Source organism: Kosakonia sp. Marseille-Q7440, assembly GCF_965119485.1.
In genome coordinates, this window is the sequence record NZ_CBCPLT010000002.1 from 615,067 (window position 1) to 631,155 (window position 16,089).

General features: G+C 57.9%; 10 protein-coding genes. 8 read left to right on the plus strand and 2 right to left on the minus strand.

Annotated elements, in window-relative coordinates:
• Positions 1 to 6 precede the first annotated feature (6 nt).
• Together yhdP and tldD are read left to right on the plus strand one after the other, a co-directional pair.
• Complete coding sequence (gene yhdP / locus ACWPW2_RS16855; RefSeq protein WP_454124283.1) at positions 7 to 3,801, plus strand: AsmA2 domain-containing protein YhdP; 3,795 nt, start codon at positions 7 to 9, stop codon at positions 3,799 to 3,801.
• Between the two features lie 84 nt (positions 3,802 to 3,885).
• Positions 3,886 to 5,331, plus strand: a complete 1,446-nt coding sequence (gene tldD, locus ACWPW2_RS16860; RefSeq protein ID WP_023480905.1) for a metalloprotease TldD — start codon at positions 3,886 to 3,888, stop codon at positions 5,329 to 5,331.
• Between the two features lie 43 nt (positions 5,332 to 5,374).
• Here tldD and aaeR read toward each other — a convergent pair whose 3' ends face one another.
• Entirely contained in the window at positions 5,375 to 6,298 is a 924-nt protein-coding gene (aaeR, locus tag ACWPW2_RS16865; RefSeq protein ID WP_094422282.1) for an HTH-type transcriptional activator AaeR, read from the minus strand.
• Between the two features lie 178 nt (positions 6,299 to 6,476).
• On the opposite strand from aaeR, the gene aaeX reads away from it, so the two are divergent.
• From aaeX to ACWPW2_RS16895, 6 genes are all read left to right on the plus strand, one after another.
• Positions 6,477 to 6,680, plus strand: coding sequence for a p-hydroxybenzoic acid efflux pump operon protein AaeX (aaeX, locus tag ACWPW2_RS16870; protein ID WP_023480966.1), 204 nt, complete (start codon positions 6,477 to 6,479; stop codon positions 6,678 to 6,680).
• 7 nt (positions 6,681 to 6,687) lie between these two features.
• On the plus strand, positions 6,688 to 7,620 hold the full coding sequence (gene aaeA / locus ACWPW2_RS16875; protein ID WP_454124286.1) for a p-hydroxybenzoic acid efflux pump subunit AaeA: 933 nt from the start codon (positions 6,688 to 6,690) through the stop codon (positions 7,618 to 7,620).
• A gap of 5 nt (positions 7,621 to 7,625) precedes the next feature.
• On the plus strand, positions 7,626 to 9,593 hold the full coding sequence (gene aaeB, locus ACWPW2_RS16880) for a p-hydroxybenzoic acid efflux pump subunit AaeB (protein ID WP_454124288.1): 1,968 nt from the start codon (positions 7,626 to 7,628) through the stop codon (positions 9,591 to 9,593).
• 83 nt (positions 9,594 to 9,676) lie between these two features.
• A complete protein-coding gene (locus ACWPW2_RS16885) occupies positions 9,677 to 11,131 on the plus strand; it encodes an NAD-dependent succinate-semialdehyde dehydrogenase (RefSeq protein ID WP_454124290.1) in 1,455 nt (484 codons plus the stop codon).
• Positions 11,132 to 11,158: 27 nt separating this feature from the next.
• Positions 11,159 to 11,428, plus strand: a complete 270-nt coding sequence (locus tag ACWPW2_RS16890; RefSeq protein WP_454124292.1) for a barstar family protein — start codon at positions 11,159 to 11,161, stop codon at positions 11,426 to 11,428.
• 161 nt (positions 11,429 to 11,589) lie between these two features.
• On the plus strand, positions 11,590 to 15,672 hold the full coding sequence (locus ACWPW2_RS16895) for a S6 family peptidase (RefSeq protein ID WP_454124294.1): 4,083 nt from the start codon (positions 11,590 to 11,592) through the stop codon (positions 15,670 to 15,672).
• 58 nt (positions 15,673 to 15,730) lie between these two features.
• Here the strand turns inward: ACWPW2_RS16895 and yhcN are convergent, their stop codons facing one another.
• On the minus strand, positions 15,731 to 15,994 hold the full coding sequence (gene yhcN / locus ACWPW2_RS16900; RefSeq protein WP_023480975.1) for a peroxide/acid stress response protein YhcN: 264 nt from the start codon (positions 15,992 to 15,994) through the stop codon (positions 15,731 to 15,733).
• Between the last annotated feature and the right edge of the window lie 95 nt (positions 15,995 to 16,089).

Genomic DNA, 16,089 nt, shown 5'->3' on the forward strand with positions numbered 1-16,089 from the left:
AGAGGCGTGAGGCGACTGCCGGGGATATTACTGCTTACAGGCGCGACGCTGATCGTTATCGCGGCGCTGCTGGTAAGCGGGCTGCGCCTTGTGTTACCCCACCTTAATGAGTGGCGTGAGCCAATTCTGGCGCGAATCTCTGCACAAACCGGGCTTCCGCTTAAGGCCAGCGAGTTTCAGGCGCGCTGGCAGACTTTCGGCCCGGAGCTGGAGGTGCGCGATATTCAGGCCACGCTGAAAGATGGCGGCAGCGCTGAGGTTAAGCGCGTTACGCTGGCGCTCGACGTCTGGCAGAGCCTGCTGCACCTGCGCTGGCAATTTCGCGATCTCACCTTTTACCAGCTCGCGGTTACCAGCAATACCCCGCTTGAGAGCAGCGAAGAGGGCAATACCCTCGGCAAAGATCGCATCAGCGATCTCTTTCTGCGCCAGTTCGATCACTTTGATCTGCGCGACAGCCGCGTCAGCTTTTTAACGCCTTCAGGCCAACGCGCCGAACTGGCGATCCCGCAGCTAACCTGGCTTAACGGCGACGATCGTCACCGTGCCGAAGGGCAGGTGAGCCTCACTAGCCTCACCGGGCAGCATGGCGTAATGCAGGTGCGCATGGATCTGCGCGATGACAACGGCCTGCTAAATAATGGCCGCGTCTGGCTACAGGCCGATGATATCGACGTCAAACCGTGGCTCAGCCAGTGGATGCAGGATAAGGTCGCGCTCACCTCGGCCCGCTTTAGCCTCGAAGGGTGGATGACGCTCAACAAGGGCGAAATTGAAAGCGGCGATGTGTGGCTGAAAAAAGGCGGTGCCAGCTGGCTGGGGAATAACACCACCCATCGCATGACCGTCGACAACCTCACCACCCATATCAGCCGGCAGAAAGCGGGCTGGCAGTTTGACGTGCCGGTGACGCGCATTGCGATTGATGATAAACCCTGGCCGCAGGGCGCGCTCAGCTTCGCCTGGGTCCCGGCGCAGGAAGCGAAAGAGGCGAGCGATGAGCTACGCGTTCGCGCCAGCAATCTTGAACTGAACAGCCTCGACGGGCTGATGCCGATTGCGCAGAAGATCTCCCCGGCGATGTATGACATCTGGAATACCCTGCAACCGGCGGGCAAACTCGAGCGGCTGGCGGTCGATATCCCGTTAAAAACGCCGGAAAAGAGCCGTTTCCAGGCGCGCTGGCAGGATCTCAGCTGGCATCAGTGGAAGCTGCTGCCGGGAATGGAGCACTTCGCCGGTACCCTTGAAGGGAGCGTCGAAAACGGGCGCTTAACTGCCGATATTTCACAGGCGAAGATGCCGTATGAGACGGTTTTCCGCGCGCCGCTGGAGATCGAAAAGGGGCTGGTCACGCTCAACTGGCAGAAGAACGACCAGGGCTTCCAACTGGACGGGCGCAATATTGATGTGCAGGCCACCGGGCTGCATGCGCGCGGGGATTTCCGTTATCTGCAACCGGAAGGCAAAGAGCCGTGGCTCAGCATCCTGGCGGGGATTAACGTCTCCGACGCCGGGCAAGCCTGGCGTTACTTCCCGGAAAACCTGATGGGCAAAGCGCTGGTGGATTATCTCAGCGGCGCGATTAAAGGCGGGCAGACGGAAAACGCCACGCTGGTCTACGCCGGTAACCCGAGCCTTTTCCCCTATAAGCACAATGAAGGGCAGTTTGAAGTGCTGGTGCCGCTGCGCAATGCCACCTTTGCCTTCCAGCCGGACTGGCCTGCGCTGCAAAACCTCGACATTAGCCTCGACTTCCTCAATGACGGTTTATGGATGAAGAGCGACAAGGTGATGCTCGGCGGCGTGACCGCCAGCAACCTGGCCGCCGCGATCCCGGATTACATCAAAGAGAAGCTGATCATTGATGCCGATATCAACGGGCCGGGCAAAGCGGTTGGCCCCTATTTTAAAGAAACGCCTCTGCATGACTCGCTCGGCAGCGCGCTGGATGAGCTGCAAATTGACGGCGATGTGAGCGCTCGCTTACATCTCGATATTCCGCTAGATGGCGAGATGACGCTGGCCAAAGGCGAAGTCGCACTGAAGAACAATTCGCTGTTTATCAAGCCCATCAGCAGCACGCTGAAAAACCTCAACGGCAAATTCAGCTTTGAGAATGGCAACCTGAAGAGCGAGCCGCTAACCGCCACCTGGTTTAACCAGCCGCTGAACGTCGATTTCACCACTACCGAGGGCGCTAAAGCCTACGAGGTGGCGGTCAATCTCAACGGCAACTGGCAGCCATCGCGTACCGGCGTACTGCCGGAGCAGCTTAACGATGCGCTGCGCGGAAATGTGACGTGGAAAGGGGATGTTGGCGTGACGCTCCCTTACCGCGGCGAAGCGAGCTATAAGGTCAACCTGGCAGGCGATCTCGGCAATATCGCCAGCACCTTACCGCCGCCGCTTGATAAGCGGGCAGGCCATGCGCTGCCGGTGAAGGTGAAAGTGGATGGCAACCTGCACAGCTTTGAACTGACCGGTAACGCAGGCGCGAATAACCACTTCAACAGCCGCTGGCTGCTCGGCAGCAAGCTGGCGCTCGATCGTGGCATCTGGACCTCGGAGAGTAAAACCACGCCGCCGCTGCCGGAGCAGAGCGGGCTGGAGCTTAATCTGCCGCCGCTGGACGGCGCGCAGTGGCTGGCGCTGTTTAATCAGGGTGCGGCAAGCCATGTCAGCAGCAGCGCTTCGCTGCCGTCGCGCATCACACTGCGTACGCCCGCCCTGACGCTCGGCGGTCAGCAGTGGAATAACATGAGCATCGTCTCGCAGCCGCAGTTTGCCGGCACCACTATTGACGCGCAGGGCCGCGAGCTTAACGCGACGCTGAAGATCAATAAAAACGCGCCGTGGCAGGCCGATATTCGTTATCTCTACTACAACCCGGCGAGCGCCGCGAAAACGAAAGATATCACTTCGCCAACCACACTTTTCAGCGAGCAGCAGCGGATTGATTTCAGCGGCTGGCCCGATCTGCAACTGCGCTGTAAAGAGTGCTGGCTGTGGGGGCAGAAATATGGCCGTATCGAGGGTGATTTCGCCATTAAAGGCGATACGCTGACGCTGGCAAATGGGCTGGTCGATAGCGGTGTGGCGCGCCTGACCGCCGACGGCGAGTGGGTCAACCGCGCGGGCGGCGAGCGCACTTCTATTAAGGGCATTCTGCGCGGCGACAAGCTCGATTCGGCGATGGGCTTCTTTGGGGTGCCGACGCCGGTGCGCGACGCGCCGTTCAACGTCAATTACGATCTGCACTGGCGCAGCGCGCCGTGGCAGCCGCAGGAGGCATCGCTCAACGGCATTCTGCGCACGCGCCTCGGCAAAGGCAAAATCGACGATATCAGCACCGGTCATGCCGGGCAGATCCTGCGCCTGTTCAGCGTCGACTCGCTGCTGCGTAAGTTGCGCTTTGATTTCAGCGACACCTTCAGTAATGAGGGCTTCTGGTTTGACTCCATTCGCAGCACGGCGTGGATCAAAGATGGCGTGCTGCACACCGATGACACGCTGGTCGACGGGCTGGAAGCGGATATCGCGATGAAGGGCTCGGTGGATCTGGTGCGCCGCCAGCTTGATGTTGAAGCGGTGGTGGCACCCGAAATTTCCGCGACCGTTGGCGTGGCGGCGGCGTTTGCCGTTAACCCGATTGTCGGCGCGGCGGTGTTTGCGGCCAGTAAAGTGCTGGGTCCGCTGTGGAATAAAGTCTCCATTTTGCGCTACCGCATTACCGGCCCGGTAGACCAGCCGCAGATCAACGAAGTGATGCGCCAGCCGCGCACCGACAAAAAGCAATGATTTGACGGCATCAGCGAATTGCCTCAAGCTCCTTGTATCGCACTTTTTTATTGCCCGATGTGGCGGCAACGACGAGAAAACATGATGAGTCTTAATCTGGTGAGTGAACAACTGCTGGCAGCGAATGGCCTGAATCATCAGGATCTGTTTGCCATTCTCGGTCAACTGACCGCGCGTCGTCTTGACTACGGCGACCTCTATTTCCAGTCGAGCTATCACGAATCCTGGGTTTTAGAAGACCGCATCATCAAAGATGGTTCGTACAATATTGACCAGGGCGTGGGCGTGCGCGCCATCAGCGGCGAGAAAACCGGTTTTGCTTACGCAGACCAGATCAGCCTGCTGGCGTTAGAGCAGAGTGCGCAGGCCGCGCGCACCATCGTCCGCGAAGAGGGCGACGGTAAAGTTAAAACCCTCGGTGCGATCGAGCATCAGAGCCTCTATACCAGCATCGATCCGCTGCAAAGCATGAGCCGCGAAGAGAAGCTCGACATCCTGCGTCGCGTCGATAAAGCGGCGCGCGCTGCCGACAAGCGCGTGCAGGAAGTGACCGCCAGCCTGACCGGCGTCTATGAACTGATTCTGGTGGCGGCGACGGACGGCACGCTGGCGGCCGATGTTCGCCCACTGGTGCGTCTCTCTGTCAGCGTACAGGTTGAAGATGACGGTAAACGCGAGCGCGGTGCCAGCGGTGGCGGCGGTCGTTTCGGTTATGACTGGTTCCTGCAAGAGGTAGATGGCGAAGTTCGTGCCGATGCCTGGGCGCACGAAGCGGTGCGTATGGCGCTGGTCAATCTCTCTGCCGTCGCTGCGCCTGCGGGCACGCTGCCGGTAGTGCTGGGCGCAGGCTGGCCGGGCGTGCTGCTGCATGAAGCGGTTGGTCACGGCCTCGAAGGGGACTTCAACCGTCGCGGCACTTCGGTGTTCAGCGGCCAGATGGGTCAACTGGTTGCCTCCGAGCTTTGCACCGTGGTTGATGACGGCACCATCGCCGATCGCCGTGGTTCAGTCGCAATCGACGATGAAGGGACGCCGGGCCAGTACAATACGCTGATCGAAAACGGCGTGCTGAAAGGCTATATGCAGGACAAGATGAACGCGCGCCTGATGGGCGTGAAACCGACCGGTAACGGGCGTCGTGAGTCATATGCCCATCTGCCGATGCCGCGTATGACCAACACCTATATGCTGGCGGGCAAATCGACGCCGCAGGAGATTATCGAATCCGTGGAGTACGGCATCTATGCGCCGAACTTCGGCGGCGGCCAGGTGGATATCACCTCCGGCAAGTTCGTCTTCTCCACCTCCGAGGCCTACCTGATTGAAAAAGGCAAGGTGACCAAAGCGGTTAAAGGCGCGACCCTGATTGGCTCCGGCATCGAAGCGATGCAGCAGATCTCCATGGTGGGTAACGATCTGAAGCTCGATAACGGCGTTGGCGTCTGCGGCAAAGAGGGGCAGAGCCTGCCGGTTGGCGTGGGTCAACCGACGCTGAAGGTCGACAACCTGACCGTCGGCGGCACGGCCTAAGCTTTACCGTTCACCCTCTTTCGCGCAAAGAGGGTGAGTGCTTTCACACCCTGCGCCCCTGCATGCTCTGGTAGACCTTCGCCACCTCGATAAAGTAATCCGTCAAATAGTTGATACAGACCTGCACTTTCAGCGGCAGCTTATCTTTCTGCGTGTAGAGCGCGTAAACCGGGCGCGGATCCGACTGGTAGCGCGGGAGCAGGATCTCAAGCTGACCGCTGTTGATCTCATCGATCACCCACATCAGAGGCACGTAGGCGATGCCCGCTCCGGCAGTTAGCCAGCGGGTTAAGGTCATCGGATCGTTGGTGACAAACCGCCCCTGCGGGATCAGGCGCGTGGCGATCCCTTCCGGGGCCACCAGCTCAAACTCGTTATCCGGGCGCACGCTATACTCCAGCCACGAGTGGTTGACCATATCGGCCGGTTTTTCCGGTGTGCCGTACTGGGCGAGATAGTTTTTGGCCGCGCAGACCACCATCGGCATGGTGCCGAGGCGGCGGGAGAAGAGGCTGGAATCCTGCAACGCGCCCACGCGGATCACTACGTCCAGCCCGTCGGCGATAAGATCCGGCGCGGGGATGCCCGTTACCAGATTAACCGACAGCCCCGGGTGCTCTTTCAGCATCTCGGCGGTCATTTTTGCCAGCACATTTTGCGCCATGGTTGAAGAGCTACCAATGCGCAGCGTGCCGATGGGCGTATTGTTAAAGGCGTAGAGCTGCTCGTGCACATCCTGCACCTCATGGAGCATCCTGCGACAGCCCTGATAATAGATCTTTCCCGCTTCGGTCAGTCCAATGCTGCGCGTGCTGCGGTTCAGCAGCTTAACTTGCAGCTCATCTTCCAGCTTCGCCACGGTCTGGCTGATGGACGAAACGCTCATCTGCAACTGACGGGCAGCCGCGGTAAATGAGCCCAGTTCCACCACTTTGGCGAACACCGACATGCGTTTTAAACGTTCCATTATTCACTCTGACTTAAAAGTGATTTAGATCACATAATATAGATAACAGCATAACAGTTACGCTAATATACTATCTATCCATAATATTCACGTCACTCTCGCCTGGCTCTCCTTGCCCTTTCCTGCGGTGGCGTACGAACGATTTATCACCTGCAAGCGTAAAAAAACCAAGGTCAACATGAGTCTGTTTCCCGTCATCGTGGTGTTCGGTTTGTCGTTCCCACCGATTTTTTTCGAGCTGATTTTGTCGCTGGCGATTTTCTGGCTGGTGCGTCGGATGCTGATCCCGACCGGGATCTACGATTTTGTCTGGCATCCTGCGCTGTTTAACACCGCGCTCTATTGCTGCCTGTTTTACCTGCTGTCGCGTTTATTTGTTTGAGGTAGAAGTGAAAACACTAACAAGAAATATCACCCGTACCGCGATCACCGTGGCGCTTGTTATCCTGGCGTTTATCGCCATTTTCCGCGCCTGGGTTTACTACACCGAATCACCCTGGACGCGCGATGCACGCTTCACCGCCGATGTGGTAGCCATCGCCCCGGATGTCACCGGGCTGGTCACCAGCGTCGATGTCCACGATAACCAGCTGGTCAAACAGGGCCAGGTACTCTTCACCCTCGACCAGCCGCGCTACCAAAAAGCGCTCGAGCAGGATGAAGCCGATGTCGCCTATTACCAGGCTTTAGTCAATGAGAAGCGACGCGAAGCTGGCCGCCGTAACCAGTTAGGCATTCAGGCGATGTCGCGCGAAGAGATTGATCAGGCGAATAACACCCTGCAAACCGAACTGCATCAGCTGGCGAAAGCGCAGGCGACACGCGACCTGGCGAAGCTCGATCTGGAGCGCACCACTATTCGTGCTCCGGCCGATGGCTGGGTCACCAACCTCAACGTTTACGCCGGTGAGTTCATTACTCGCGGCTCCACCGCCGTGGCGCTGGTAAAACAGAACAGCTTCTATGTGCTGGCCTATATGGAAGAGACCAAGCTTGAGGGCGTGCGCGCCGGTTACCGCGCCGAGATCACACCGTTAGGCAGCAATCAGGTGCTGAAAGGCACCGTCGACAGCGTCGCCGCCGGGGTGACTAACTCCAGCAGCACCAATGACAGCAAAGGGATGGCGACCGTCGACTCCAACCTCGAATGGGTTCGCCTGGCGCAGCGCGTGCCGGTGCGTATCCGTCTGGATAAACAGCAGGGCAACCTGTGGCCAGCAGGCACCACCGCAACCGTCGTGGTCACTGGCAAAACCGATCGCGACGCCAGCCAGGATTCGCTGTTTCGTAAAATCGCCCACCGTCTGCGTGAGCTGGGGTAATCGCTATGGGGCTGTTCTCTATCGCCAGCCAGCATCTGCGCTTTGCCTGCAAGCTGGCCGGCGCGGTGGTACTGGCGCTGTTTGTCGGCTTTCACTTCCAGCTTGAAACACCGCGCTGGGCGGTGCTGACCGCGGCGATTGTTGCCGCCGGGCCCGCTTTTGCGGCAGGCGGCGAGCCATACTCCGGGGCGATCCGCTACCGGGGCATGTTGCGAATCGCCGGGACCTTTATCGGCTGTATCGCCGGGCTGACCATCATCATTATGCTGATCCGCACGCCGCTGCTGATGCTGCTGGTGAGCTGCATCTGGGCGGGTTTTTGTACCTGGGTCTCCTCGCTGATACGCGTTGAGAACTCCTACGCCTGGGGGCTGGCGGGCTACACGGCGCTGATCATTGTTATCACCATTGAGCCTAACCCGCTGCTGGCACCGCAATACGCCGTGGAGCGCTGTAGTGAGATCGTGGTGGGGATTTTGTGCGCGATTGTCGCCGATCTGCTCTTTTCGCCGCGCTCGGTGAAGCAGGTGATCGACCAGGAGCTCGATAGCCTGCTGGTGGCGCACTACCAGTTGATGCAGCTCTGTATCAAGCATGGCGACAGCGAAGAGGTCGATGCCGCGTGGGCAGCGCTGGTTCGCCGCACCGCCGGGCTGGACGGCATGCGCAGCAACCTGAAGATTGAATCCTCCCGCTGGGGGCTGGCGAACCGCCGTCTGAAGGTGATCAATACGCTGTCGCTGACGCTGATTACCCAGGCGTGCGAGACCTACCTGATTCAGAACACGCGCCCGGATCTGATCACCGATACCTTTCGCGAGCTGTTCGACGAACCGGTCGAAACGGTGCAGGACGTACACCGGCAGTTAAAACGCATGCGCCGGGTGATTGTCTGGACCGGCGAGCGCGACACGCCGGTGACGCTCTACAGCTGGGTTGGAGCAGCGACGCGCTACCTGCTGCTTAAGCGCGGCGTGATTGGCAATACCAAAATCAGCGCCATCGAAGAGGAGGTGCTGCGGGGCGAAGCGGTGGTGAAAGCGGAATCCGCTGAGCGTCACCACGCGATGATTAACTTCTGGCGCACCACTCTCTCCTGCGCCCTCGGTACGCTCTTCTGGCTGTGGACCGGCTGGACCTCTGGCAGCGGGGCGATGGTGATGATCGCCGTTGTCACTTCGCTGGCGATGCGGCTGCCCAACCCGATTATGGTGGCGAAAGATTTCGTTTACGGCATGTTGTGGGCATTACCAATAGGCGCGCTCTACTTCCTGGTGATCCTGCCCGCCACCCAGCAAAGCATGCTGCTGCTCTGTATCAGCCTTGCGGTGCTGGCCTTCTTTATTGGTATCGAAGTGCAGAAACGGCGGCTGGGATCGATGGCGACGCTGGCGGGCACCATCAATATTCTGGTGCTGGATAACCCGATGACCTTCAAGTTCAGCTTCTTCCTCGACAGCGCGCTCGGGCAGCTGGTGGGTGTGGTGCTGGCGATAACGGTGATCCTGCTGGTGCGCGATAACTCGCAGGCGCGCACCGGACGCGTGCTGCTTAACCAGTTTGTCTCGGCGGCGGTCTCGGCGATGACTACCAACACCGCCCGGCGTAAAGAGAACCATCTTCCGGCGCTCTATCAACAGCTCTTCCTGCTGCTGAATAAGTTTCCCGGCGATGTGGCGAAGTTCCGCCTGGCGTTAACGCTGATCATTGCCCACCAGCGGCTGCGCGATGCACCGGTACCGATCAATGACGATCTCTCGGCGTTCCACCGACAGTTGCGCCGCACTGCCTCTGAGGTGATCGCCGCCGGATCCGATACCAAACGGCGTCGCTACTTTACCCAGTTGCTTGAAGAGTTGGCGGTCTACCAGCAGAAACTGCGTGAGTGGAATGCCTCGCCGCAGGTGACGGAGCCGGTCGAGCGGCTAACCGGCATGCTACATAAGTATCAACACGCGCTAACCAGCAATTAATGACAAAGCCGACGCCCTAAGCGTCGGTTTTTTTATGACTATACTTCACTGGAGAATCAACACACCGCAGATCAGGAGAACTCATGAGCACGCAGGCATTGCAGGAGAGTGCGCTTTTTCAGACCGGTTATCTGGTCGATGGCGTCTGGAAAACCCTGGAGACCACCTTTGAGGTTCTGAACCCGGCCAGCGGCGAGGTGATCGCGCGCGTGGCGAAAGCGGGGAAAAAAGAGACCGAAGAGGCGATTGCCGCCGCAGCGCGCGCCTTTCCCGCCTGGCGGGCAAAAACCGCCAAAGAGCGCTCAACCATTCTCTATCGCTGGTATGAACTGATTATCGAGAACAAAAGCTGGCTGGGGCGCTTGATGACCAGCGAGCAGGGTAAACCGTTGAAAGAGGCGGAGGGCGAAGTTGAGTACGCCGCCAGCTTTATTCAGTGGTTTGCCGAGCAGGCCAAACGTGCCAACGGCGAAATCATCCCGCCGGTTAAGCCGGGATCGCGCATTCTGGCGACCCGTGAACCTGTCGGCGTGGTGGCGGCAATTACGCCGTGGAATTTCCCGATGGCGATGCTGACCCGCAAGCTCGGCCCTGCGCTGGCCGCAGGCTGCACCGGGGTGATTAAGCCCGCCAACAATACGCCGCTGAGCGCCTTTGCGCTGTTAACGCTGGCGAAAAAAGCGGGCGTTCCGGATGGCGTGCTGAACGCGGTCGCCGGGACAACTTCTGAGATCAGCGATGCCATTATGGCAAGCCCGGAGGTGCGCAAAATCTCCTTCACTGGCTCAACGGCGGTGGGCAAAACGCTGGTGCGCAACGCTGCCGAGACGATGAAAAAGGTCTCAATGGAGTTGGGCGGCAACGCGCCCTATATCGTCTTTGACGATGCGGATATCGATGCCGCAGTGCAGGGCGCGGTGGCGAACAAGTTCCGCAACGCAGGCCAGGTGTGCGTCAGCGTTAACCGCTTCTATATCCAGGAGGGAGTCTATGAGGCGTTTACCCGCAAGCTGAGCGAGGCGGTTAAGGCGCTGAAAGTGGGCAATGGCATGGATGAGGGCGTGGTCGTCGGCCCGCTGATTGAGTCCTCCGCCGTCGATAAAGTGCGTGAACATGTTGAAGATGCGGTGGCGAAAGGCGCGAAAGTGCTGACCGGTGGCGAACCCCACGCGCTGGGCGGTAACTTCTGGCAGCCGACGGTGCTCGGTGATTGTAGCGATGGCATGAAACTGGCGCAGGAAGAGACCTTCGGCCCGCTTGCCGCTTGCTTCCGCTTCACCAGCGAAGAGGAGGTGATCAAACGCTCCAATGCCACACCGTTTGGGCTGGCGGCCTACTTCTATACGCAAAACCTGCAACGGGTGTTCCGCGTTTCGCAGGCGCTGGAGAGTGGCATGATCGGCGTGAACGAGTGCGCAGTGTCGACCGAAGTCGCGCCCTTTGGCGGCGTGAAGGAGTCGGGGTTAGGCCGCGAAGGCTCCGTGCTGGGGTTAGACGAGTTTATGGAAGTGAAAACGCTACATTTAGGCGGCTTATAAACAGTGGAACGGCAGATGATGGAGAGCATGAAAACCTACACTTTCGATTTCAAAGAGATCGCCGATCAGCGCGCCTTCTACCACGATTTTTGCCGCCAGTTCGCCCTTGAAGAGGAGAAGGTGCACGATCTCGATTCGCTGTGGGATGCGGTGATGGGGGAAGCGTTACCGCTGCCGCTGGAGATTGCTTTTATCCATCTGCCGGAGAAGAAGCGCCGCCGTTTCGGGGCGCTGATCCTGCTGTTTGATGAAGCGGAAGAGGAGCTGGAGGGCGCGCTGCATTTTAATGTGCGCTAGTCGCTCCCTATTTTCAGAATATATAAATATCTCGCTGTGCTAGAGTTAATTCGCGACGGGCAAAGAGCCTGTCGCGATAAATATAATAAGTAGGGGCTTATTACTATATTTTCAATGTAGAGCAATATTTTCTTCTATTACTAAACCAAAGGATGGTTAGTATGAAAAAAATATATTCGCTTGAAGTCACACTATCACTCTGTTTATCACTCTTTTTCCCTTCCTGCGCACTGCATGCGAAAGCGCGCATTGTTCAACGCTCCGTGGCGAATGCCGATATTCCTTATCAGACCTATCGTGATTTCGCGACCAATAAGGGGGCTTTTTATCCGGGAGCCAGGGATGTGCCCATTTATAATAAATATGGTCAGACGGTTGGCCGGTTAAATCAGGCGCCGATGCCCGATTTCAGCAGCGTAAATAACACCACGGGTATCGCTACACTTATTCACCCGCAATATGCAACTACGGTGCATCATAATCCCACGTCATATCTCAGAACCCTGGAATTTGGTCATCATCCTTATGAGCTGGCAGACAGAGAGAGTATTCGGCTAAAGGACTTTAGCGTTATTCGCTTAAATAAAGTGGTGACGGAGGTGGCGCCTGCCGCGATAGCCCCCTTGAATATGCCGCTTAAAACGCTGCATGACGAGGCGCGTTTTCGTCTCTTTTACCGCATGGGCTCCGGCAGACAAAAAGTGAGCGATGCCGCGGGAAAGCGGAGCGATATTCAGGGGGCGTATCGTTTTCTCACCGGCGGAACTATCGGGCAGCCGCGGATTAACCTTTATCAACTATTGGTGATCAACTCCGGTGATGTTTTTGACCCTAAAAATGGTCCGCTGGCGAGCCACGGCGCACTGGGCGATAGCGGCTCTCCGCTCTACGCCTGGGATAGCCTGAATAACCAATGGATCGTGGTCGGTTCATTAAGCATGCTCTATCTGGGGCCTCTTGAGCAGACCGCGTACACCTTTGTTGATCCGCAATTCATTCAGCAGACAAGGGATAAATATGCCAGCGCGGCGATAGAAAACAGGCAATACAATGCGCTGTTTATCTGGCGATACAATGCCGCCACAGGCACGGGCACGTTAACCCAGGGGAGAAACACTTATGCCATGCAGGGCAAGGGCACAGAGAGCACCCGCAGCGGTAACGATCTGATTTTTCGCGGCACGGACGCTATTTTGATGTTGCAGGATAGCGTCGATCAGGGCGCGGGAAGCTTAACCTTTTATGGCAATGCCAGCGTCTCGCCGATGCAGGCGCAGACATGGACCGGCGGTGGCGTCAATATCGCTTCCGGCGCGACAGTAAAATGGCTGGTGAACGGCACCGACGGCGATAACTTGCATAAGGTGGGTAAAGGGACGCTGAATATTAACGCGGTGGGCGTCAATCCGGGCGGGTTAAATGTCGGTGACGGAACCGTGGTGCTTGCCCAGCGTCCCGATGCACAGGGCAGGGTGAGGGCATGCAGCGTGCTGCGCATCGTCAGCGGCAGGCCGTTAGTGGTGCTTCGCGATGGTCAGCAGGTCGATCCCGATTCGATTACGTGGGGCTTTCGCGGCGGCAGGCTGGACGTTAACGGCAATGCGCTCACCTTCCACCAGCTCAATGCCGAAGATTACGGCGCCGCGCTGATTAACCGGGCAGCAAAGCGGGCTGATATCAATTTACGCTATCAGCGCGCTATCGACACCATTCCCGTCTACGAGTGGTCCTACTCGCGAACAGGGAAGGTCGGCGAGTTATATGGGTACCGTAATTCCAATACCGGCACCAATGATTACTTCATTCTTAAAACGCCTGACTATGACTGGTTCCCGGACAATCAGCACAGCAATGAACACTGGGAGTTTGTCGGTCACGATCATCAGCAGGCGATCCGCACCCGGTATGAGCGCCTCAAAGATGAGGATTATATCTATCACGGCCAGCTGCGGGGAAATCTTAACTTCACTAACCGTGTCGCACCCGGAACGCGAGGCGCGTTGATCCTGGATGGCGCAGTCGACATAGCCGGTGATTTTACGCAGCAGTATGGTCGGCTGGTGTTTCAGGGACATCCTGTTATCCATGCCTATAACACGCCGGAGATTGTTGAAAAACTGCGTTCGCTGAGGGATTTCTCGCTGCGCAGCGAGCCGGTCTCGTTTACGCAGCCGGACTGGGAGCGCCGCATCTTTCACGTCAATCGGTTAGTGCTTGATTATGCCTCGTTCGACCTCGCCAGAAATGCGTCGCTGACTGGCAATATTGAGGCCAGAGGCTCGGCTATCACGCTGGGTAGCTCTACACCCTATATCGATATCAATGATGGCAATGGCGTAGTGAACGTACCGCGCCGGGGCAGCTCAACGGGAGCGCTTGATGAGGAGCTTAGCCGCTTCTGGGGGCACATAAACCTCTCTGCGCACTCGACACTTGCCATTCGGGAGAAATTTACCGGCACGGTTTACGGACAGGATAGCCAGGTGACGGTTTCATCGCGGGATGCCACGTTTGATGGATTCAGCCAGTTTAGCCAAACCCCGCTCACCCTTGAGGAGAATGCACGGCTGACCGCAACGGGCGGCTGGGGCAGTGACGCTACGGTGACCGTCGGCTCTTCCGCCTCGCTACTGCTGGCGGCAAACCCTGTTGCGGCGGGGCGCGTTACCCCTACGCTCTATGCGCTCAAGAGCAGTGCGACGTATGAACTTAATGATGAAAGCACGCTTAACGTGGCCCCCTTCGCTTCTCTGTGGGGGCATATTCACGCCGTAGGCGAGGCGTTCATCCGCTTTGGTGAGAGTGACGTGCCGCGGCTTGTTCAGGGGCTTACGCCGGGGCAGAAGGGGAGCGTGGCCAGGCTCTTCGGTTTTAAGAGCAGCTGGATTGGTTCACTCTCTGCGCCGCGCGCGCGCTTAAGCCTCAATGCGACGCGGTGGCAGCTACGCCGTGATTCTGAGGTCGGCAAACTCTCTGCTTCGCGCTCGCTGGTGGGGCTTTCCGCAGGAAGATACCGCTTTAATACCTTAAAAATTGGTGAGTTAGAGGCCAATGATACGGGGTTCGCCCTGCGTACGGACCTGCAAAGCAGCGATAAAATCGTTATTAGCCAGCGTGCGGGTGGTCGCAATAACGTTCTGTTTCTTGATGTGCTCAAGCTCTCCCGACGCCTCCAGGGGCTGCATCTTCCGTTGATTACCGCCCCGCGCGGCACGCCCGTTTCGCTCATTACGGCGGCAAAAGCGGTGCGGGGGTTTAGCAAACTTGAGCCGATTATCAAACAGCAAGAGGATGCGCTAAGCACGCAGTGGATCCTGACCGGTTTCAGGCAGACGCCCGATCCCGCCGCCATTGCCAAAGCCAGACGCTTTTTTGCCATGAGTTATAAGCGCTTCATTACGGAAGTGAATAGCCTGAATAAACGCGCCGTGCAGTTGCGGGAGAAGGGCGGGCATGCGGGAGCGTGGGCATTCACGCAGCGCCATAACGGCACCGGCAAAGGGAGCGTAAACCACCACGACGCCATGACCTGGTCGGGTATCGACAGAAAAAGCGCCTTGCCAGGTGCCGATCTCTTTTCTGGCGTCTATATGAGTTACGCCACTCAGCAGTTGAGCGGCGCAAGCGTGCAGGGAAGCAGTCGCGATTTCGGCGCAGGCTATTACGCCACGTTGCTGAGCAAATCCGGTTTCTATCTCGATACCGCCGTGAAATATGTCCACTCATTCAATCACGACTGGCTGGCGTTCAGCGGTCTTAACGCGCGCGATTACCGCACTAACAGTTGGTTAGGCGGCGTTGAAGCGGGTTATCACTATCCGTTGACCCGGCATGCCTATATCGAACCGCAGGCGGGGGTGGTGCTGGGCAAGCTCTCCGGTGCCACGCTTCACTGGCACGATCGCGGCCTTCCTCTCACCCTGCATCGCCGGAGCGCGATCCCGTGGGTGGGGCGTGCAGGGATCGTGGCGGGTGCGCACTTCTGCGATGACGATCGGGCGATTACGCTGCGGGCAGGGTGGCATTATGAGACTGAACTGCGGCCAGATGGCGATATCATCCTTCATGACGACGCAGGCAATATGCGGGTTAAAGCCGGGCGTGACGGGCGCATACACTACCATGCCAGCATTGATGGGCAGGTGAGCGATAACCTCCACATGGAGCTTGATGTCGCGCACTCAAGGTTTGGCAACATGGATGCGGAGCAGGCTATCAACGCGCAGGTGCACTACTACTTCTGATAAAAAAAAGCCCCTGCCAGGGGAGGCAGGGGCAAGTCGTCGGACAGACGACGAGGGTTTATTTGTACAGTTCAGCCGTCACGTGGGTGTGAGAACCGGTGCGGGCTTCAATAATGCGGTAGCTGCTTGCGCCAGCCTGGTCGGCTTTCGCAGAGAGTTCCTGACGGATATCCATCGGTACACCGGCAATCTGTGAAACAGAGACGGTACCTACGGATTGCAGGTTGCTGGCCTGCTCGCTGTTAACCAGCGTTGCGGCACCTGCGCCGAACGAGATCAGGGAAGCAAGGCCAAGGGATGCGATAATCAGATTGCGTTTCATACTGTTTTCTCCTGAAGAGAGACTCAACGGCGAGAAGGGTTAAACGTCTTTTTTTATGCCTGGTGCCGTTGAGCGATTAATTCATAGGGTTTGGG

Bases quoted from the DNA above. Each gene is read 5' to 3' on its own strand.
- tldD (WP_023480905.1), top strand. From the start codon at position 3,886: ATGAGTCTTAATCTGGTGAGTGAACAACTGCTGGCAGCGAATGGCCTG.
- aaeR (WP_094422282.1), bottom strand. From the start codon at position 6,298: ATGGAACGTTTAAAACGCATGTCGGTGTTCGCCAAAGTGGTGGAACTG.
- aaeX (WP_023480966.1), top strand. From the start codon at position 6,477: ATGAGTCTGTTTCCCGTCATCGTGGTGTTCGGTTTGTCGTTCCCACCG.
- aaeB (WP_454124288.1), top strand. From the start codon at position 7,626: ATGGGGCTGTTCTCTATCGCCAGCCAGCATCTGCGCTTTGCCTGCAAG.
- ACWPW2_RS16885 (WP_454124290.1), top strand. From the start codon at position 9,677: ATGAGCACGCAGGCATTGCAGGAGAGTGCGCTTTTTCAGACCGGTTAT.
- ACWPW2_RS16890 (WP_454124292.1), top strand. From the start codon at position 11,159: ATGAAAACCTACACTTTCGATTTCAAAGAGATCGCCGATCAGCGCGCC.
- ACWPW2_RS16895 (WP_454124294.1), top strand. From the start codon at position 11,590: ATGAAAAAAATATATTCGCTTGAAGTCACACTATCACTCTGTTTATCA.
- yhcN (WP_023480975.1), bottom strand. From the start codon at position 15,994: ATGAAACGCAATCTGATTATCGCATCCCTTGGCCTTGCTTCCCTGATC.